Annotated in this window: 18 protein-coding genes; 2 read left to right on the forward strand and 16 right to left on the reverse strand. The window is 30.3% G+C overall.

All coding sequences use genetic code 11. The features are described from left to right. Positions 1-7: 7 nt before the first annotated feature. From ACYQ39_RS01490 to ACYQ39_RS01535, 10 genes are all read right to left on the reverse strand, one after another. Entirely contained in the window at positions 8-1,699 is a 1,692-nt protein-coding gene (locus tag ACYQ39_RS01490) for a hypothetical protein (RefSeq protein WP_459840104.1), read from the reverse strand. Beyond that, positions 1,683-3,710, reverse strand: a complete 2,028-nt coding sequence (locus tag ACYQ39_RS01495) for an McrB family protein (protein WP_459840105.1) — start codon at positions 3,708-3,710, stop codon at positions 1,683-1,685. The genes ACYQ39_RS01490 and ACYQ39_RS01495 overlap by 17 nt, the downstream gene beginning before the upstream one ends. A 21-nt stretch (positions 3,711-3,731) precedes the next feature. Then, on the reverse strand, positions 3,732-5,045 hold the full coding sequence (locus ACYQ39_RS01500; protein ID WP_459840106.1) for a coiled-coil domain-containing protein: 1,314 nt from the start codon (positions 5,043-5,045) through the stop codon (positions 3,732-3,734). A 206-nt stretch (positions 5,046-5,251) separates the two neighbouring features. After that, positions 5,252-7,327, reverse strand: a complete 2,076-nt coding sequence (locus ACYQ39_RS01505; RefSeq protein ID WP_459841613.1) for a thioredoxin domain-containing protein — start codon at positions 7,325-7,327, stop codon at positions 5,252-5,254. 107 nt (positions 7,328-7,434) lie between these two features. After that, the gene (locus tag ACYQ39_RS01510; protein WP_459840107.1) at positions 7,435-7,797 is read right to left on the reverse strand and encodes an alpha-helical endospore appendage domain-containing protein; all 363 of its coding nucleotides are present in this window, start codon (positions 7,795-7,797) and stop codon (positions 7,435-7,437) included. A 172-nt stretch (positions 7,798-7,969) separates the two neighbouring features. Continuing rightward, a complete protein-coding gene (locus ACYQ39_RS01515; RefSeq protein WP_459840108.1) occupies positions 7,970-10,558 on the reverse strand; it encodes an FAD-dependent oxidoreductase in 2,589 nt (862 codons plus the stop codon). 158 nt (positions 10,559-10,716) lie between these two features. Beyond that, entirely contained in the window at positions 10,717-11,073 is a 357-nt protein-coding gene (locus ACYQ39_RS01520) for a hypothetical protein (protein WP_459840109.1), read from the reverse strand. Positions 11,074-11,222: 149 nt separating this feature from the next. Beyond that, complete coding sequence (locus tag ACYQ39_RS01525; RefSeq protein WP_459840110.1) at positions 11,223-12,545, reverse strand: circularly permuted type 2 ATP-grasp protein; 1,323 nt, start codon at positions 12,543-12,545, stop codon at positions 11,223-11,225. A gap of 11 nt (positions 12,546-12,556) precedes the next feature. Further along, entirely contained in the window at positions 12,557-13,855 is a 1,299-nt protein-coding gene (locus ACYQ39_RS01530; RefSeq protein ID WP_459840112.1) for a glutamate--cysteine ligase, read from the reverse strand. Positions 13,856-13,879: 24 nt separating this feature from the next. Beyond that, complete coding sequence (locus tag ACYQ39_RS01535; RefSeq protein WP_459840113.1) at positions 13,880-14,515, reverse strand: MBL fold metallo-hydrolase; 636 nt, start codon at positions 14,513-14,515, stop codon at positions 13,880-13,882. Between the two features lie 177 nt (positions 14,516-14,692). On the opposite strand from ACYQ39_RS01535, the gene gloA reads away from it, so the two are divergent. Then, entirely contained in the window at positions 14,693-15,082 is a 390-nt protein-coding gene (gene gloA, locus ACYQ39_RS01540; protein ID WP_459840114.1) for a lactoylglutathione lyase, read from the forward strand. Positions 15,083-15,115: 33 nt separating this feature from the next. Here gloA and ACYQ39_RS01545 read toward each other — a convergent pair whose 3' ends face one another. Then, complete coding sequence (locus ACYQ39_RS01545; RefSeq protein WP_459840115.1) at positions 15,116-15,778, reverse strand: transglycosylase SLT domain-containing protein; 663 nt, start codon at positions 15,776-15,778, stop codon at positions 15,116-15,118. 370 nt (positions 15,779-16,148) lie between these two features. On the opposite strand from ACYQ39_RS01545, the gene ACYQ39_RS01550 reads away from it, so the two are divergent. Further along, entirely contained in the window at positions 16,149-16,352 is a 204-nt protein-coding gene (locus ACYQ39_RS01550; RefSeq protein WP_459840116.1) for a DUF378 domain-containing protein, read from the forward strand. A 129-nt stretch (positions 16,353-16,481) separates the two neighbouring features. Here ACYQ39_RS01550 and ACYQ39_RS01555 read toward each other — a convergent pair whose 3' ends face one another. The 5 genes from ACYQ39_RS01555 to ACYQ39_RS01575 form a co-directional block, all read right to left on the reverse strand. Continuing rightward, entirely contained in the window at positions 16,482-17,819 is a 1,338-nt protein-coding gene (locus ACYQ39_RS01555; protein WP_459840117.1) for a YncE family protein, read from the reverse strand. Between the two features lie 66 nt (positions 17,820-17,885). Continuing rightward, the gene (locus tag ACYQ39_RS01560) at positions 17,886-18,122 is read right to left on the reverse strand and encodes an SHOCT domain-containing protein (RefSeq protein WP_459840118.1); all 237 of its coding nucleotides are present in this window, start codon (positions 18,120-18,122) and stop codon (positions 17,886-17,888) included. A 150-nt stretch (positions 18,123-18,272) separates the two neighbouring features. Beyond that, the gene (locus tag ACYQ39_RS01565) at positions 18,273-18,788 is read right to left on the reverse strand and encodes a Spy/CpxP family protein refolding chaperone (protein ID WP_459840119.1); all 516 of its coding nucleotides are present in this window, start codon (positions 18,786-18,788) and stop codon (positions 18,273-18,275) included. A gap of 136 nt (positions 18,789-18,924) precedes the next feature. Further along, entirely contained in the window at positions 18,925-20,361 is a 1,437-nt protein-coding gene (locus ACYQ39_RS01570; RefSeq protein WP_459840120.1) for a Na+/H+ antiporter NhaC family protein, read from the reverse strand. Between the two features lie 128 nt (positions 20,362-20,489). Further along, entirely contained in the window at positions 20,490-20,720 is a 231-nt protein-coding gene (locus ACYQ39_RS01575) for a heavy-metal-associated domain-containing protein (protein WP_459840121.1), read from the reverse strand. Between the last annotated feature and the right edge of the window lie 45 nt (positions 20,721-20,765).

Consider the following 20,765-nt stretch of genomic DNA (forward strand, 5'->3'; position numbering starts at 1 on the left):
CACCTCATTAGATTTTTAGTATCTGAGCTAGATAATCTCTAAATTCTTGATATCCATAATGTCCTCTTCCTTCTTCTTGAGGAGATAGCTGAATAAAGATAAACCGGTTATTATGCTCTTTATTTACTATCCGATAGCTATCTTTAGGATAAGTAACAATTACTTTATCAATTGGTCGAATTAAATCTCCATTATATCTGATATATTCAGTATTATTTCTATACTTAGCTATCTGATTGATTACTTCTGTATTATGATCAGGTCTATAAAGTCTATCAAATCTGCGGTACTTAACTTCAATAATAAAACTCTGTTTTAATCTATTGTTATCATAAAGATCGACTCTAATATCCGGTTGATAACCATACCATAAGGTAAAGAATTCCTGAGAACCAATTCTAATATCTCGCTCACTATAACAAGGAATTTCTGCTTCATAAGATACTTCAATTTTATAATCATCTTGTTGCAAAGTAAATGTATGATCTTCAGGAACTCTATTATTAAACATTCTGTGTCGTGCTTCTTCGTGGGCTAATTTATCAGCCCAGACAAAACCTAAATCAGATAGAGCATTAATAGTATTAAACAAAATATAATACTCATACAATTTATCACTCTGTTTAAACTGGTATTTATTTTCGGTCTGTTTATTAGTTATAATCTGCTGATATATATTATAGATTCTTAAATATCGTGGGTCTTTAAATACTAACCTTGGAACCTGTTTAACTTTATTAAAATCTTGATTAGCTTGATAAAGCTGACTATTGATTATAAAGTCAAAGCTATTAAATAGTTCTTTAGTCTTTCTTAATTTAGACTTAACATTAATAGATTGTGAGGAAGATATTTGAACTAATTTTTCTTCTAAATCCGCTTGTAGACTCAATAACTCAGTTCTTAAATAGTTGACTATTTTAATCATCCATTTATTAGCCGAATTACTCAAACTATTATAAGCTTTTTTCTGATATAAAATATTCGGTTTCTTTTGATTTTTATTTAGAGCCTGCCCTTTACTACTTGCCAACCATCTAGCTCCTTTATTATCCAGTTTAAACTTATCATTTCTTTTCTGGTATTTCTTTTTAATCTCCTCTATAGGAGAATTTAAGATAGAACGATAATTTTGTAATAATTTCTCTTTATCTTCTAATAAAATATTTAATATAGAATATTGATTCTGATAAGAGTTATACTCCGAAGTTACAGTTTCTTTTTCATATCTAGTATCAAAGATTAATCCTTGTGTCAACCGATTGACCATTCTTCTTAATTGATTTAGCTCTTGTTGAGACATATTTTTAGCATCTATCTGCAAGTATGAATAATATTTACGATTATTAAATTCAATAACTACTAGATAACAGTCAGGTGGCCAAGGCCTTTCAATTATTTCATCATCTGGATCAAATAAAAACTTTTCTTCGCCAGTAAGTAGAGTGATTTTTTGAGCTCGACCACCTCCTTTCAATTCTAACTTAGCTTCAACCTCTGGTATATCTACTTGAAAATTCAAACTGAATTTTTTATATTCTGGAATACTAACTATCTTTTTTTCTTTTAACTGATTCAACTCCTGTTTTGTATCAGTAAAGTATTCTAATCTAGCTTTATCTATAACAGATGGATTATGTTTCCAGAATGACTTTAACTCTACAGTAAAGGGTAACTCTTCCCTATGTAGCATAGCCATTAAGCTCCATCTCCTTTGCTTTTCGTTTTAATTCTGCAACTGACTCTTTAAAATGAGACACTTCTCCTCCTAACTTAGAACTTAAAATCTCATATAAATTACCTGTTGTACCCTTCTCAGATAAATGACCAATCAACTCTTTATATTGTTGTCTTGGCCCACGAACCTTAGTTAAAATACGTTGTCTTAGCTGTAGATCAAAAGCATCCTGTCTAGAAATTAATTCTTGTTTTTCTGGTAAATTTTCTAAGTATTTGGCTATATTTTCAACCACCCTGAAGGAAACTCCTTTTTGGACATCAACTTTATTTAAAATATTATGAATTTTATCTAATAATTTAAGTTCTTCATCAGTCAATACTTGCAAAGGCGTATCTAGTTGGCTCTGCCACTGACTAAATTGAATACTATTATATACCTTATCTGCAGTTGACATCTCTAACTGCTGACCTTCTTTTTCTAGATTCTCTTTAATTTCATAAAAACTAAACTTATCTAAAGTAATTACATTGGCCCTATCTAATAAACGATCTGAAAAATCTTTTGTCGTCTCATCAATATTTACTGTTCCTACAAATATTATATTATTACCTATATCTAATCTAGAAGGATACTTCAAATCTTCAATGATATCATTATCAAGAGTATTTTCATTATATAATTTTATCTTTCTATCTTCTTCTTCTAATTCTAATAAAGATATAAATGGTGAGAACCAGTATTCTACTTGACTTAAATTCATCTCATCAAAGATTACCATATGCAGTTGATCTTTATTCTGGGCTGCTTTAACTAAAATATCTACTAATCCTGTTTCAGCAGGAGTATAAGTATTATCAATAGTGTTCAAATAACCTAATAGATCATTAGGTTCAGTATAAGAAGGGCTAATTGGAATAATTGTATAATCATCTTCTAATTCAAGCCCTAAAGTTTCAGCATAAATCTGGGCCAACTTTGTCTTACCAGTACCAGACATGCCACTGATAATAGTTAAAGGACTGGTTTTAATTGAAGTATGGAGATTATATAGATCCTCTTTTCTATAATAAAGATTTTTAGCTAAAGCATTCTGATATAAATCAGTTAAAAATTCTTCTTCTTTGCCTTCAACATTTTCAGTTTCAATATCTTTAGTAGTATCACTAGTTGATGGAGACTCTTCTTTTGATTTTTTCTCCTTAGTTTCAATTTTACTAATCTTATCTAACTCATCAGCAGTTAATAAATCTCCTACTCTATTTCCTTGACTTTTAGTTCCTAACTCTCTACCTCGTCTCTGTTTCAAATGTTGATAGTATTCATCATCGATAAAGATTAAATCATCATTATATTTATAAACTACATGTTCATTAAAATCATCAGGTAACTTTATTGATTTTACTGCTTGATTTGAATCGGATAAGTGAAGATAAAGTCTATTTTGACAGATAGCTATATCTGATGCTGGCATTTCTGAAGTATCATATTCAGGATATTTAATTGTAGTTCCTTTTTGAAGTTTCCCTTCAAAATTATCTATACTCATTGAAACACCTGGTATTGGTCTAAAGAAAGCAGTTTGTAAATCTTCAATAGTCTCATATTCTCTAAAACCAGTAAAATCATCTAAATCTATAATATCAAAGTTTTTATGATAGATTGATCTTCCTTTTCTATTTTCTGCCCTTAATTTAGGAAGAAATAAAATAAGTTTATTTTGTAATTCTTTTTTTATTATTTTTTCCTGTTCATATCGATCATCTGTAGCTTGGTAATCAAAAGGAATTCCTACCTTCTTTAAACTAAGATCAGGATAACCTATAAATGATTCCTCACTACATTCAGTTATATTTTCTGGACTAGGTGATAAGTTTTTGACATAAAAAATAACATTCTTTTTATTTCTAATTGTAACAGGAGCCTTTCTAATTACTGTTTTAGGATAAGTTTTTTTATTATAATGTAAAACCCCTAACATATAACAGTTTGGAAAATTTTGGCCCTTTCTTTTCTTATGTTTATTACTCATTATAATCTTGCCTCCTTTAATTTAGATTAAGTTTTTTCTTATTACTTCTTTAATAAACTCTATTTCTGAGGTAGCTACAATAATTTCTTTCTCGATATTTAACTTTTTTAATTTTGTCTCCCAAGCCAATAATTGTTCTGTATTTAATCTACTTCTAGTAATTAAAACTAAATAATCTTTATCAGTCACTAATTTCTGTTTTAATTGCTCTATATTTACTTCAGCAGGATAATAAACATAATCTCCTAAGAATAAATCATATAATTTAGATTTTGAACCAACAATAATTATTTCTTGTTTTGTACTACAGTCTGTCAGATAGTCTAATTCAGTATAACTAACTGACTGCTCTAATTTTTCAATTAATAAATCAATTTTTTTATTCTTACCAGTCAATTGTTGATTAAAACCTGCTATTTTTTCTTGCAACTGTTGATTTTGTTCTTCTAAATTATCAATCTTTCCTTTAGCTATTTGATAATCACTATCTACTCTTTTTTTCTCTGTCGTAATCTTTTTTAATTTATTAGCTATGTTATCTAATTGATTTAACTCTTTTTTCTGTTCTTGTATTTTATTTTCTAGTCTTTTTATTTTTTCCTCTTGTATCTGAGAGTATGCTTTAGTAAATAGAATAAAATGCAACTTTATTTTTTCTTTATTTTCTATCTTTTTAATTTCTGTTTCATTTTCTAATAAATAACTAAGCAAAACTATAGTTTCACTATACCTACCAAGTAACTTAGGATAGTTTCTAACAAAATCGCTCCAAGAAAGATCTACTACTTCTTTTTTACATTCTAAATATTCTTCTTCAGCTAAAACAAAAAGTTGGTCTTTAATTTTCTCTTCTTCAGAATATAACCTTTTAATTTCTATCAATGGATTATATAAGTCATTAATAGCTTGATTGGCATTTTCATCTGTTATCTTCCAATCTATTAACTCTACTGCAAAAATATCTCTATCTTCTTTCCAATTAGATACAAACTTAGGTAAGTATTCATCAATCTGTTTTGGAAAAAGAGATAAAAAGAGACCAAAAGCAATACTCTCTGGTAATTCTCTTTTTTCTCGATTCATTAAACAAAGAAAACTATTTAAACTACAACCTGCAAAAAGTTGAGCTTTATTTTTGAAATCATCATTAATTAGATTAGTAAAGTTTCTACTTCCTTTTTTAGTTAACCACTGTTTTAAGTAGCTCTTCAAAAAAGGTAGTGGTGCCTTACTAATTCGACCATTAAATCCTTTAACCTTAATTCCTTTAGCTTCAATTAAATTAACTACTTCTTCTTTAGCACATAATTTAACAAATAAGTCTACTGGCTGCACACTATTCCTCCTTCATTATCTTATCGATAGCAATAATTATGTTAGTTATAGGTAGTTACTAAAGATAGGGCATTACTGTTGTTAATAGATTTAATTTTACTATATTTTTGATACTTTAATTTATTATACCATACTTCAAGAGCTTTTGAAATTGAAACTATAAGGCTAAACCAAGGGCCAACTTTAAAGTTGGCCCTTGGTTTAGTTTAGACTAGAATTGTACTCTTTTGAGAATTGTCAATTAAATCTCTAAATTCATCAACTGTAGTTACTGGAGTTAAACAGCTAAAGTTTTGACAGACATAGGCAGTAGCTTGTCCTCCCTCTTGATTATAATCAGCTATATAAGGAATTAATTTCTTTAATTCATCATCTTCTCTTCCTTTGGCTATTATTACACTAAAAGGAGTAAATTCTTGTTGAAAATAATTAATCATTTCTCCTCCTATTTCATCTTCTTCTTCAGTAACAATTACCACTTCTTGACCACCTTTTTCTATAAATAATACAGACATTAAAAATGCCGTATAAGCTCTAGGTACTCGATCTAACTGTTGGTAGAAATATTTAACCTGCTCCTCAGCCATTTCTTCTAATTCCTGCTTACCAATTAACTTAGCTAATCGTAACCAATTTAAAGTAGCTATTGAATTACCTGATGGCAAGGCAGCATCACGTAGCTTTTTAGGACGAGTAATTAACTTCTCTCCATCACTACCATATAAATAAAGGCCACCTTCTTCTTGATCCCAAAAATAATGGATTAAATCTTCATTTAAAGTCAGTGCTTTTTCCAAATAATCTACTTTAAAAGTAGATTGATAAAGTTCGATTAACCCCCAGATAAAGAAAGCATAATCTTGAGCATAAGCTAAATAGTCTGCTTCTCCTTCTCGATATCTAGCTAATAAGCGTCCATCTTCTTCTCTACGAAGGTTGGCCCAGATAAATTGAGCTGTTTCTTTAGCTTGTTCCTTATACTCTGATTTATTTAATATCTGGTCTGCTTTAGCAAAAGCAGCAATCATTAATCCATTCCAACCGGTCAAAATCTTATCATCTTGGGCTGGACGTATTCTGTCTTCTCGAGCTAAAAACAACTTTCTTCTAGATTCAGCAAATTTATTATCCACTTCTACTTTATTTAAATCTGTATCAATTAAATTAGGAATATTCTTACCTTCAAAATTACCTTCTTCAGTAATATTATAAGTTTGACAGAATTCTTCTCCTTTTTCTTTACCTAGTACTTCCTTTATTTCACTAGGAGTCCAGACATAGTATTTACCTTCAACTCCTTCTGAATCAGCATCTTCAGCTGAATAGAAAGCACCTTCAGAGGCAGTCATATCACGATTAATATAACTTAAAATCTCTTCAGCTACTTGAGCGTAACTTTCTTTGTTTAATATCTGATAAGCTTCAAGATAAATAATAGCTAATAAAGCATTATCATAAAGCATCTTTTCAAAGTGAGGAACTAACCATTTATCATCTGTAGAATAACGAGAAAACCCATAACCTATATGATCATAAATCCCCCCCTGATACATACTATCTAAAGTTTCCTCAACTATAGTCAGACCTTCTTGATCTTCTTCTACTTTCGCATACCTCAAAAGAAACATTAAGCTATGTGGACTTGGAAATTTAGGAGCTCCACCAAATCCTCCATAAGCAGGATCAAAACTGTTTTTCAAACTATTAAATCCACGCTCTATTAAATCTTCTAGATCAGTAGTATTCAGGTCTTTAGTTTGACCTTTTATATTATGTTCCTGTAGTGCTTTTGTAATCTCTTCGCTTGATTGTAATAATTTTTCTCGCTGATTAGTCCATGATTTCTTAATTCGATTTAAAATCTGTAATAATCCAGGCCGGCCTAATTTAGATTCTTTAGGAAAGTAAGTTCCAGCGAAGAAAGGCTTTTTATCAGGAGTCATAATTATAGTTAAAGGCCAACCACCACGGCCAGTCATAGATTGACAGACTGACATATAGATATCATCAATATCAGGGCGTTCTTCTCGATCTACCTTAATAGAAACAAAATCTTCGTTAAGAATCTCTGCTACTTCTTCATCTTCAAAAGACTCACGTTCCATTACATGGCACCAATGACAAGTAGAATATCCTATTGATAAGAAGATAGGCTTATCTTCTTCTAAAGACTTTTCAAAGGCCTCTTCACTCCAAGGATACCAATTAACTGGATTATGTGCATGTTGTAATAAATAAGGACTTTTTTCATCTATTAATTCATTAGCTGTTTCTTCCACTATTTTACCTCCTATAAGTTATATTATCAGTTATAATTTGTACCTAATTATTTAAATTTATTCTTTTTATCATAAAAGCCACACCTAACTAGGTGTGGCTTTAGATTTATCTATTTCTCTTTTTTAGTGATTACTTTTTTGATCTTTTTCTTATCATCATCCATTTCTTCTACAATTTCTTCTTCTACTTCAATCACCTTTTTTTCATCTGTTTCAAATTCAGAATTAGTAAATTGTAAATCATTCTGTAACATTTTCTTCAATTCAACTCCAGTATTAAGAATAGAGTCTACTTTCTCCTGAAATTGAATTAATTTCTCTATTGTTACATCTTCTAAATCTACAACTTTCTTTAATTCTTCAGCTTCTGCATCAATTAATTCTGCTATTGCAGTTTTTTCTATAGCAGTTGCTTCAATTAAATCTCTTTTAGTTTCTTCTTCAGTACGGTTGTTAATAGATATTTTCGCCATTATTTTAGACCTCCTTAATTTTTTGAATATATCTTTATTACATCTTATTTTAGAATTTTTTATTTTATTATTATTTTTTATTTTTATTTATATTCATAAGTGACTAGATATAAAGTGACTATAAAAATAAAAAAAGAATTCTGCTAAATATGCAGAATTCTTTCCTCATAAATTAATCTAAAATAATTTCATCTATCATATCTGCTGCAGATGCCCCACGTTTAATACCCGTAATCATACTTGATGTCTTTACTACATCACCAATCAAGATCCCTCCTACAAATTCTTCATCTATAAAATACAACTTTTTATAAATATTCTCTTCTGGATCTTGATCAATGATTGACTTATAAGACACATCATCTTCAAAATTGAGATCTCCTACAGAGAATAGTTTCATATTCATACCATTGAATACATTAGATGGTATAACATGTTCATACTCTACCTTATCTCCTACAACATTAGCTCCAGCTACTTTGCCCTGTTCAATTGCTTCAGGCCAGATACCATAATTAACCCCTTCAAACTGGGATACATCGCCTGCAGCATAAATATTATCTATATTAGTTTTCATAGTAGCATCTGTTACAATACCATAATCTACTTCAATACCAGCTTCTTTAGCTAATTCAGTATTAGGTCTGATACCAGCAGATACAATTACCATATCTGCATCTAGTCTATTACCACTAGAGAGTTGAACACCATCTACTTCTTGATTGCCTAAAATAGCATTAACTGTAGCTCCTTTGATTATCTCAACACCTGATTTATGAATCCCTCTTTCTAACATTTGTGAACCTTGAACATCTAATTGTTTAGGTAATATACATTCTGACCTTTCAACTACAGTTACATCTAAACCTATAGACTTTAATTCCCAGGCTGCTTCTAAGCCTAACAAACCTCCACCTATTACTACTACTTCTTTTGATTTTTCAGCATATTTTTTAACTTGGTCAGCATCATCAATGGTCTTAATAGTAAATACTCTCTGTTTATTAATATCTATAATTGGTGGAATAAAGTTATGGCTACCTGTAGCTAAAATTAATTTATCATATTTAACTTTCTCACCATTTTCTAAATCAACTACATCATCGTCTGGATTAATTTTGCTAACAGTTTCCCCTAATGTAAGATGGATATTATTTTTTTCATACCATTCTTCTTCATATAAATAAAACTGCTCCTCATCATGGCTATTACTAATATAATCAGATAAAATTGGGCGATAGTAAGCTGGATGTGGATCTTTATCAATAATTCTTACACTAGCTTTTTTATTTCGAGCTCTAATTGATTCAGCAGCTGCTGTACCAGCAGCATTATTACCAATTATTACAATATCCTCTTCTATTTTAGATTGAAATTCAATCTCCTCTTCTTCATATACTTCAAACTGCTCTGCTGAAGCTCCACAAGCTGGGCAGACAGCAGGTGGCTCGACACCTTCATATACTTCACCACAGATAACACATCGCCACTTTTTAACTGTTCCATCTACATCTAGATTGTCGTCTTTACCCTTACCACGATTTACTGCTGGTGGCTCCTTATCTTCATCTGCAATATACTCTCCAAATTGAGCTCCAAACTCATAAGCTTTCTCAAGTTCTTCTTCATTAGGCTTGAAATTTACTTTTAAGCCTGGCATTATCTTCATTCTTAGCTGTTCTAATCTTTCTTCTAAATTTGGTACTGCTTCTCCACTCCAGCCAAAAGAACCAAAAGCAGATGCTAGTTTTCCACCATGGACTACAGGTGATAGACTCATTAATAGATCCCAAATAGGTGGCAAGGCATCACTATTAATAGTAGGTGATCCAAATAATAATCCATCAGCCCAACGAATCTTGTTTAGAACTTCATCTTCATCATCTTTTACTAGATCAAAAACTTCTACCTCAATATCCCCAACTGATTTAATTCCTTCTTTAATTTTTTGGGCTAATTGACCTGTATAACCATAAGCAGAAACATAAGGAATAATTACAGTTTCTTTAGTATTTGGATTCTCTTCTGTAGACCATTCTCTATATTTCTCAACAATCTCCCAAGGGTTCTCATCTAAAATTGGCCCGTGGGCAGGACAGATCATATTAATTTCTATGTCTTCTATCTTAGAAATGGCATCTAATACATAAGGTTTGAAGGGCCCCATAATCATATTATAATAATACTCTAAAGCTTTAAAATAATCATCATGTTCTTCAAGCTTTGACCTTAAGATCTTATCAAAAGAATAATGGGATCCAAATGAATCCCCAGTAATCAATGTTTTATCTTCTTTAACATAGGTATACATAGAATCAGGCCAATGTAAAAAAGGAGCAGAAATAAACTCTAGAGTTTTATTCCCTAAGTCAATTTCATCTCCAGTATTAACTATCATCGACTCAAACTCTCTATTAGCAATGGCTTCTAAAAATTGAATGGCAGTTGATGAGCCTACTACTTTGGCATTAGTAGCCAAATCTAATAACTTCTCTACTGATCCTGCATGATCTGGTTCTGTATGATCTACTATAATATAATCAATCTCTTTAGGATCTATTTGATTGCTTAATTTTTCAATGTATTCATCCCAGAATTTAACTTTTACAGTTTCAGCAACTGCTATCTTCTCTGACCCTTCTACAAAATAAGAATTATAAGAAGTGCCAAATTCAGTCTCCATAACAACATCAAAAACCCTTAAATCAGGATCAAGAGCACCGATCCAGCTAATACCATTTTTTAACTCTAGTGACTGCATAAGCCACCCTCCTCTATATCTACTGTCATATCTTTAGTTTAATCTTATTTATAATTTGTACATTCTTGCTTAAAACTATTCTATTTAGATATAACTATGTATTAATATATTATTAAAATAAAAATCCCTTACTTAATTAAGTAAGGGATAAAATATTATTAATTGTATTCAACTTTTCTCCAGTGAAATAAATAAATAGGAATTACTAATACTAATAAAGTTATTGATTTAGCTAATTCTGTAATTAACCTTCTTTTTCTACGATATTCTTCTCTTTTCTTTTGATTTTTCATTTCTTCTCTTATCATTTTAGTAATCTTTTCTTCTTCTAAGTCAGGATATTTTTCTTGGTATCTTATTTTTCTTTCGGTCATAGATTCTAATCTAGTATTTTTAACTGGGTAGATAGCATCAATGACTGTATTAATTAATGAAACATTAGCAAATATAAATATTATTATACATATTAGACATACTCCATAAAAATATCCCTTTCTAAAGTTTATATCTATCATTTATACTTCCCTCCTTTCTTGTTTATGTTATGGGTTATTTTTATTTATTTCAATGGTATTTTTTATTTGTGTTCATAAGTGACTAGATAAAAAATGACTACATACTAAAAAATAAGAAGGTTCTGGCATTAATACCAGAACCTCTAAGATTATTTCTCTTGAACTATAAAATTAGGTTGAGTTACACAGCCAGTAGCACTAGCAATTATATTATTTTCTCCAGCTCGAGTATAAATACCTTGAAATTCTTGATTATAGGCAAATAAGCCTAATGTATACTTATAAGGTTTAAACTCTAACTTACCATCTATAAAGGTAGCCAACTCTATCTCTGGTACAATACAGAATTCTTGAACTAAGTAACTCTCAGGTTGAATTTGTGATATTTCTTCTAGCCATTTATTTTTACTGACGTCCTGTCCGATTGTTACTCCTTTTGAGCCATAGTTATCTTCTGGTTTTAAGACTAACTGTTCTTGATTTTGCTTAATATACTCTAACTGTTCTTGATCAGTTGGATCAACAACAGCAGTATAAGGAATATATTCTTCAATAAATTTCTTATCTTCCTCAGTTAAAAAGGATACTTTTTCTTTATTATGTAAAATACAAAAAATGATTTTATTATGTATAATTTGTGATCTAATCGGGCCAACTACACAGACATTCTGCTCTTCATAAGCAGTTATTAAATCTTCAATATCTTCATAATGATCTATCAAATCTGTAGTCACAGCTCGACGATAAATTAAATCAATGTGAAAATCATTAGCAGATAAACTACCAGGTTCATATTCTAATTCTCTTGGATCAACAATCTTAGCTTCTAATCCCCTCTTTTCTAACTGTTCCTTAAAAAACTTGAACTCACTAGTCATACCATAATTATTAAAGTCCATAATTGCTACATTAGGTTCTTTGGCTCCATTGCTAAATTCTTGATAATTAGCCAGTAAGTTATCAATCCAACTATCTAATAACTCGCAATAGCTAACTTCATAGTCTTGCTTTAACTCTTGTATAGCATTACTTTCTAAAAAATAATCTTCTAAAGTATTAGTCTTTACCATTCCTGAAGAACCATCAGCATTTAATTCACAAAACTTAAAATTATCTTTCCCATAATAAAAAATATCACAACGCTCCATTGGTAGGTTACAACTATAACCAGGATCTACTAAAATAAGCTCTTCTAACTCTTTAGAAAAATTAAAATAACTTCGAAACTCCTTATCAGTTATATATCTATCAACTACTTTATTTAAAATTTCATTCAGCTTATCTACTAACTTTTTAAAATCAGATATTTCATCTTTACTAAAGAATATTGGATGATATAAAAAGGGAATCACTGCTCCTTCATAATAAGCATAAGAGTCTTCTAATACTTCATATAATCGTTGGTAATCTTGATAATACTCTTCTGTTCTCTGCTCTAAAATATTTCGATAGCTATTATCTACTTCTGTCACCTGTTCCCCTCCTAAATATCTACTTTATAATTTAAAATAGAATCTCTAATAGCTTCTTTCTTAGACATACTCTTTAGCCTTTCTTTTAAGTTGCTAGCAGGAGTCTTCTTATTACTTATTAAATTCTCTAAAGGTTTTAGATACTCAATTTCATTCTCACTTAGCCCTTCTTTACTCCAATTTACAATTTGCTTAGCTATCTCTAAAATAGAATAATCACCTACTTTAGTCTTTAAACCTTGCTCAATAATCTCTTCTTTAGCCTGTAAAATATCAGCCAAACTGAATTTAACTATTAATTCCACTACTTTTTCTAAATTAGATTGATTATAAAATAGTCCCTTCCAAAAAGCTACTAGTGCAAAACTTAGTTCAGGCGGTAAAGAATCAGCCATTCTAATTTCAATAAACTGTTTAGCTCGAACATCTGGAAAGACCATCGTCAAAATATGTTCTAATTTATCTTGATTAAAATCTTTTTTAGCAAAAATTTCACGATTGGTTTTAGTACTAGTTGCTTTATAACTCTCTCCATCTTTAATTAAAATTGGTTCTCTAGTTAAAATATATTCTGCATATTTACGATAATCAAACTCATCAGCAAAAGCTTTATTAACTATTCCTGTTCTAGTCTGATCAGTATTATTCCAGATTAAAGTTCTTAAAGCATGATCTTTATAAATTTCACCTTCAAAAATTGGAGAATTGTCAAGTAAAACACTGAAGATAGGTGATAAGGCACTTGCTACTCGAAACTTATTAACAAAGTCTTCTTCATTTTGATAATCTAAAGCAATTTGAAAAGCAGCAGTTCCCTTCATCATATTATGGGCATATTGACCCTTTTGCTCAAAGTAATCAGACATAATCTTATATCGTTTTTTAGGATTCCAATCAATCTCATCAATTTTACTCTCTACTTGATAGCCTAAAGTAAGTAAGTAATAATTATGTTCTTCTAAAACAGGAATGACATCTTGCAAAAACTGCTGATAAACCTCTTCCAAGCAATTTATTTTCCCACAAGGGTAAATACCTATTTCTAGTTGGCCTCCTGGCTCTAGAGTAATATCGGCCTGATCAGAAAAGAGTCTAACCAGATGTCCATCTTCTTTTTCTCCTTGCCATCCTTTATCCTGTAGTTGAGCCAGTAGATCCTCAATCCCATCTTCTTCTTGATAGGTAATAGTCTGTAAAGTATTCTGATCTACTACAAAATGTTCAATCTCAACTCCTATTCTTTCTTCTCCATCTTTTTCACCTGCTCTAAAATATTCTTCTAACTGATCTAATAATTCAATATATTCCATATCATCACCTCACATTATATAAAGTTAATATTTCCTAATTATGCGTCTTACCTTAGGATTCTTTCTTTTTTCTCTAGCTAAAGTAGTAGTTGGCCCATGCCCAGGATATACTTTTAAATTATCATTTAAGATAAGTAATTTATTAATAACTGAATCTACTAAATCTTGATAATTGCTAGTTGGTAAATCTGTGCGCCCTACTGAATTCTTGAATAGAGTATCTCCGGTTAATAGTTTATTATTAATCTTTAAACATATCCCACCAGCAGTATGTCCAGGAGTATGTATTATTTCTATCTTTAAACTCCCTATTTCCAACACTTCTCCATTCTCTAATTTACGATCAGGTTTAATTATAGTAGTAGGTACTGTTCTGTTAGCTGATAAGTTAATCTCAGCATTAGTTAAGCCCACTGCTCCCTGTTTATGAATCCAAACTGGTAGATCTAATTTTTGTTTTAATTTCTTAACTCCTAAAATATGGTCATAATGGCAGTGAGTTAATATGATTGCTTTTAAATCTATCTCTTTCTGTTTTATTTTAGTTAATAGCTTTTCTGTTTCTCCACCTGGATCAATAATTATTCCTTTATTTGTTTTATCAATGATAATATAACAGTTTACATCTCCAACTCCGACTACCTGTCTTATTAATTCCATACTTTATTCCTTCCTATATAATAGATTAATTAGTTATTATTACTTATTATACCATTTGCCTAATTAAGAATAAAGTTATAATATTAGATATCTAATTTTTTCTTATTAAAGATTGACAATTATAGATTTAACTACTACAATATAAAGTAAATGCTAAAAAGAAAGGAGTACTAATTTATGTCACAAAATTATAATGTTGTTCATGCTTGTATTAGAGTAATGGACTTAGAGAAATCAATTGAGTTTTATGAAACGGCATTGAACTTTGAAGTAGCTCGAAAAAGAGATTTTCCAGAGTATGAATTTACTCTTGTTTATATGAAGAGCCAAACAGGTGATTTCGAAATAGAACTTACATATAACTATGACCGAGAAGAACCTTATACTATTGGAAATGGTTTCAGTCATTTTGCTGTAACAGTAGGTGATTTAGAAACTTCCTATCAACGCCATAAAGAACTTGGCTATAAAGTAAGTGACCTGAAGAGTTTAGATGAAGAAGCAAGCGGAGGATATTATTTCCTAACTGATCCTGATGGCTATAGAACAGAAATTATTCAGAAGTAATAATAATGCCCCGCCTTTAAAGGCGGGGCATTATTATTGATAGAGATCAGAAAATTTATAAGAGAAATACTTACTTGCATTAGAACCATAAGAACTAATTCTTTTCTGATAATATTTATATCTACCTAGTACTTTAAATAAATAATTATTATAGAGTTGGTCTTCATCAGCAATCGGTATTCCATCGAAACCTTGATTATAGGATGTAATCACTTTATGTAAATTACTACTATATCTATTATGGGCCAAAGCTAAATAATAAACTGTGAATCTAATACCTAAATCAGTAGCATCAAGCATTCTCCATTTAGTATAATTGACCCCTAATTTATCAGCTATCCACTTAGCTGTTTGAACTTTCATACTAGAAATACCAATACTATTTCCTCCATCATAATCATCTCGTGATACAAAATTAGTCTCAGTCTCTAAAATAGCTGTTACCAATAATGGATCTACATTAACTCCTAATTCACGTGAATAATAATCAGACCACTGAATAATACTCTTTACATACTCTTCCACTCGATATTTAGTCAATTCTACCTTAGTATTATATGCTACATTATGAATATACTTAATACGATAGGCAATAAAGTTTTCTATTGCTTTATGATCATAAGATTCTGCAGCTACTACATTAAAATTAATACAAAAAACTAAAACTAACAAAATTAACAAAAACGATTTCTTCATATTTCATCCTCCCTATATCAAACCAATAACAATTATTAATTACTTCATACTTAATATAGATAATTATCAGTTCTTTTTCAAGTAAAAAGAAAAAATAATATCAACATCCGCCTGAAAGTGAATAATTTTAAGTTAATTACATTTATTTACTGACAATCAATGTTAAGGAATGAATATCTTACAAAATAAACCTCTATACATTTTTATCCTCCTTTCTAATTTTTCTATTCTACTTTAGTCTATCTTATATTATTTTTATTAAATGTAAAATATTACTACAAAGTTTAGAGGAATTAAATAATGAATAGTCAAGACTTTATTCCGAAATAATATAAAAGAACTTAATAATTACTATAAAGGAGTTGAAATAATGGATCGTTTAGCATTAATCTTAGTTGTTGTTGGAGCATTAAATTGGGGGTTAATTGGTCTATTTGGATTTGACCTAGTAGCCGCTTTATTTGGCGGAGGAGAACAATTAGCTCCTTTTAGTAGATTAATTTATTCTTTAGTTGGCTTAGCAGGATTATACTCTGTCAGTTTCTTATTTAGAGAAAGAGAACAGATTGAATAGTATCTATAGAAAAAAGGCCTTCGTCAGGAAGGCCTTTTTCATTTCTTTAAACTAATTCTTTTATTATTTTATTGTTTCTATAGTTTTTATTTCTATTTATATTTAAAATAAAACCTATCATGATCCTAATTAATTAAAAACAATCTCATGTGGCTCACTACCAACACTAAATTCACTTATTTTAGTAAAAGTATTAGTATCAAAAACAACCACTTGATTATCCCTTACATCACTAATATAGACAAAATCTCCTGTTGGACTTATAGCAATATGATTGGCATGCCCTTTAATTCTTAATTCCTTAATAACCTCATAATTATCAATATCTATGATGCTAATTGTATTACTACCTCGATTAGTCACCCAAATATACTTACCGTCAGGCGAAATAATAATTCCATGAGTTCCTTCATCAATTTTTTTAGTTAACTTAGTCTTCCAAGTGTCAGTCTCAACTACAGTCATACTTCCTTCATTAAAGTTGGCTGTATAGAGATACTTGTTATCTAAAGAAGCAATAGCTTCATTAGGGCCATCTCCCACCTTAACTTTATTTAAAACCTCTTGCTTAGCTGTATCAATTACACTAATTTCATCACGATCTACATTACTTACATAAGCATATTTTCCATCAGGACTGAAGTTAATATGACCAGCTCCATTGGTGATAATTTTCTTGGTGATTATATTGTTAGCAGTCTCAACTACTAATACATCACCACTACTCCCCCTACTTCCTCCAGCTAAATAAAGATGCTTATTATCTGGACTGATATCTATCCCATGAACTGGACTATTAACATAAACCTTCTTGATTAATTTACCCTCTGGTAATGAAAAGACATATAGGTTTCCGTCACCATAATCACCTACATAAAGTTGATTATGTAGAGTATCAACAGCCAAACCATGGGAAACTTGGTCTGCTACTTTAATTGTCTTAACAACTTTATGCTCCTTAGTATCTACTACCGATACTGTCCCACTACTAGCATTAGAAATGTAGGCATAATCTCCATTAACCTTAGTCTCTAGTTTCCACTTTAAAGTATGCTTGATATCTCTAATACCAGCGAAAGTTAATTCTATAAATTCAGTTGAAGAATTGAATAAGTTTTGATTTTGATTATTGACTTTAATTATTCCTGCTGGGTGATGACTAGACTTCCTCTCCCATTCCCAGCTAATATCTTTTTGACTCACTTTCCCTAAATTAGTCTTTACTTTACTAATTTTATCGAAATTTAAGTCTAGCAAATTACCACTGTGAGTCGTTAAGTATATCTTGAATTCAATAATATCTTTTTCTAATTGATTTGGATTAAATGTTACATCAACCCAAACACCTTCACCACTAGAACTACGAGTCCACTTTCTGGCATCAAACTTTCCATTAGCCATCGCTATACTAGAACTAAGTAAGAATAAAGCCAATAACACTACCACAGAAATCTTAAACCTTTTCATTTTATCAACCCCTTAATTTATTAGTATACAATACACCAGTAGGGTATTAGATAAATAAAAAATTACCTATTTATCTAGTACTTCTCTTCTTTCAATAAACTCTTCTTTACTAATTAATCCTTTAGCAAATTCTTCTTTCAAAAGTAGCATAGTTTCATCTTCTCTTTTAGATTTAGGTATTATTAATCGAACTATTAAATATATCACCCCTACAAATAAACCTAGGTGTAATAACATCAGCCCTATAGATTGCCAACCACTAAGACCATAATTATATATTCCTGAGCAAAAATCTGACCACATTAAATTCACCTCCTTATATTAAAAGTTTATTATGTTGATCCCCCTACCATATCTTTATTTATCTTATCTATGATTGTTATTCACTTAAATAGCAGGGGGCTATAAACAATTAGACTATTTGATTTTTTACTAATCCTTTACTCTTAATAATTACCATCCCATCATACCATTATTACCATTCATCATATGACCGCCCATCATTCCGTGGCCACCCATATGACCTCTAACTCCTCTACCTTGGCCCATCATACCACCATAACCCATCATTCCGTAATCTTCCATAACTTCTAACTGTTCAGAGCTCATAATACCTCTAATCTCCAATTGCATCTCAGTCATTAATTTATACATCTTATTTCTCAGTTGGTTAACTTCTTTTTCTGCTTCAATAATCTCATTCCGCTTGGCATTCTTATCAAAGTATAAATCTCTTAAATCATCTCTTTTATCCATCATATCATCCATTAAATCATGCATTTTATCTTGATATTCATCTCGTAAATGATTGATAGAATCTAATTGTTCATCTGATAAATTTAAATCTTGACGGTAGTCATTATTTCTATTTACTTGGTTAAAATTACTTCCTCCTCCATGAGCAAAAGCATAAACTGAAACTCCTAACACCAATGTCATTACTAAAGCAAAACTTAAAAATCTCTTCATAGATATCTCCTCCTGTTTATTTAAGTGATAATTTATAAACCTTTAGCCTTTCTTTATCTTACACTTATAGTATAGGAGATAAATATTAAGAAAGTATTAAAAAAATAATAAATTTCTTTAAAGATTATTTCTTAAATCAGCTCCAAACAAACCCACTTATTAGAAATAAAATAGCTGCCAATCCAAAGGCAGTTAAATTATAAGGCTGTTGTGCCTTAACATACTCCATATGATCAGCTTCAGCAGCACCTGCTGCCATAACTGTCATTCCTGATAATGGTGAGGTTACATCACCAAAAGTACCACCAGAAAAAACTGCTCCAATAACCATTGGGATTGAAACATCTGTAATTGAAGCTAAAGGAATAGCAATTGGCATTAATAAAGCAAAACTTCCCCAAGATGAACCAATAAAATAAGTTACAAAAGAAGTTATTACAAAAACAATAACTGGTACTAGGCTTCCTGATAAATTATTACCTAAAGTTGATGTGATCAACTTCGACAACCCTAAATCGTTAGTAACATCTGCAATAGGCCAAGCTACTGCCAAAATAGCAATAGTGTGGATGATTTTATTCCCTTGTTCAAAGAATTTATCTGTTAGTTTATCTAAAGAAAATCCTTGTAACAAATAAAAACCAGCTGAAAATATTGTAGTTATCACTAACGAAAGAAACATTGCCCGTGAAGCCTCAGCCTTCATAATCGCCTGAAAAAAACTTCTTCCTTCATCTTGACCAGTCCACCACATCAAATAAACACTTAATGATAATAATAAAGCAATAGGGAGAATCAAATTCCAAATATTTGCTTTCTTTTTTTCCTGCTTCTCAACTGAAGATGTCATTGAACCCATCTCCATATCCATGGCAATTCTTCTATTCTGTTTTTGTCTCCTATTTTCTAAATCCCCCATAACTGCAAAGTTTATATTAAATAGAATTGATCCTAAGGCTACTAAAACTGAAGTAATACTGAAAAAATTAAAAGGAATACTCCTTAAAAAAGTAATATAAGGAGAACTATTTAAACCTGCTGCCTGTAAACCAGTTGCCACTGTTCCTACTAAAAAACCTACAAAAGTAGTAGCTATTGGAATCATAATTACTACTGGGCTAGCAGAATTATTGAGCATATAAGCAAATCTTTCTCTTGAGATTCCCCGTTTATCAATTAAAGATTTAAAGATTGAACCAGTTGCCACTAGACGATAGGCACAATCAAGAAAAGTAACGGGAACAATTGCCCACATAGCTAACAAAGTTCCTTTCTTAGTATGTGTAATTCTTTCTATTCGTTTATTAAACCCTTTAATCCCTCCTGATAATTTCAATAATCCTACAAAACCACTAAAGACATATAAAAATAGTAAAACATCTAGATTACCTTGATCCAAAAATGTTGCTTCTATATACTCAACCATCTTAGCAACTCCAGAGAATACCCCTGGTGAAATTATATATGAACCAACCAATAATCCTAACAATAATGAGGGAATGATCTTTTTAGTCCACCAAGCCAAAACAATTGCTATTAATGGAGGCAAAATTGCCATTATTTCAGATGACATTTTATCTCTCCTCAATATTAATATTATTACTTATAATTATTCCAACTACTAAGTTATATTATGTAACCGACTTGAAATAGACCTATCACCTTTAAAAATTCAATCAAATTTTTCTTAATTTTTATATCTCACAATATTCTAAATTTATATCCAGAGTCATCTAATTCTTTAATAAAATTTTCTACACTCTTCTTATTCTCTTGATAAGTAACCTTAGCTACCCCACTATCTAACCCCACATGTACTTCTTGAACTCCATCATAATTTCTTAAAATTCCATCTAATACTTTAAAACAATAAAAACAATCTATTCCTTCTACTTTAATAGCAATATTTTTTTCTTTAGGGCACTGTTTCATTTTACAACCCCCTGATTAAAATTACTATATTGTATAGTTACTTAT

Source organism: Halanaerocella petrolearia, from assembly GCF_054657875.1.

Coding starts and splice junctions, on each gene's coding strand:
- ACYQ39_RS01490 (WP_459840104.1), bottom strand. CDS start 1,699: ATGGCTATGCTACATAGGGAAGAGTTACCCTTTACTGTAGAGTTAAAG.
- ACYQ39_RS01495 (WP_459840105.1), bottom strand. CDS start 3,710: ATGAGTAATAAACATAAGAAAAGAAAGGGCCAAAATTTTCCAAACTGT.
- ACYQ39_RS01510 (WP_459840107.1), bottom strand. CDS start 7,797: ATGGCGAAAATATCTATTAACAACCGTACTGAAGAAGAAACTAAAAGA.
- ACYQ39_RS01515 (WP_459840108.1), bottom strand. CDS start 10,558: ATGCAGTCACTAGAGTTAAAAAATGGTATTAGCTGGATCGGTGCTCTT.
- ACYQ39_RS01520 (WP_459840109.1), bottom strand. CDS start 11,073: ATGATAGATATAAACTTTAGAAAGGGATATTTTTATGGAGTATGTCTA.
- ACYQ39_RS01530 (WP_459840112.1), bottom strand. CDS start 13,855: ATGGAATATATTGAATTATTAGATCAGTTAGAAGAATATTTTAGAGCA.
- ACYQ39_RS01535 (WP_459840113.1), bottom strand. CDS start 14,515: ATGGAATTAATAAGACAGGTAGTCGGAGTTGGAGATGTAAACTGTTAT.
- gloA (WP_459840114.1), top strand. CDS start 14,693: ATGTCACAAAATTATAATGTTGTTCATGCTTGTATTAGAGTAATGGAC.
- ACYQ39_RS01545 (WP_459840115.1), bottom strand. CDS start 15,778: ATGAAGAAATCGTTTTTGTTAATTTTGTTAGTTTTAGTTTTTTGTATT.
- ACYQ39_RS01550 (WP_459840116.1), top strand. CDS start 16,149: ATGGATCGTTTAGCATTAATCTTAGTTGTTGTTGGAGCATTAAATTGG.
- ACYQ39_RS01555 (WP_459840117.1), bottom strand. CDS start 17,819: ATGAAAAGGTTTAAGATTTCTGTGGTAGTGTTATTGGCTTTATTCTTA.
- ACYQ39_RS01560 (WP_459840118.1), bottom strand. CDS start 18,122: ATGTGGTCAGATTTTTGCTCAGGAATATATAATTATGGTCTTAGTGGT.
- ACYQ39_RS01565 (WP_459840119.1), bottom strand. CDS start 18,788: ATGAAGAGATTTTTAAGTTTTGCTTTAGTAATGACATTGGTGTTAGGA.
- ACYQ39_RS01570 (WP_459840120.1), bottom strand. CDS start 20,361: ATGTCATCTGAAATAATGGCAATTTTGCCTCCATTAATAGCAATTGTT.
- ACYQ39_RS01575 (WP_459840121.1), bottom strand. CDS start 20,720: ATGAAACAGTGCCCTAAAGAAAAAAATATTGCTATTAAAGTAGAAGGA.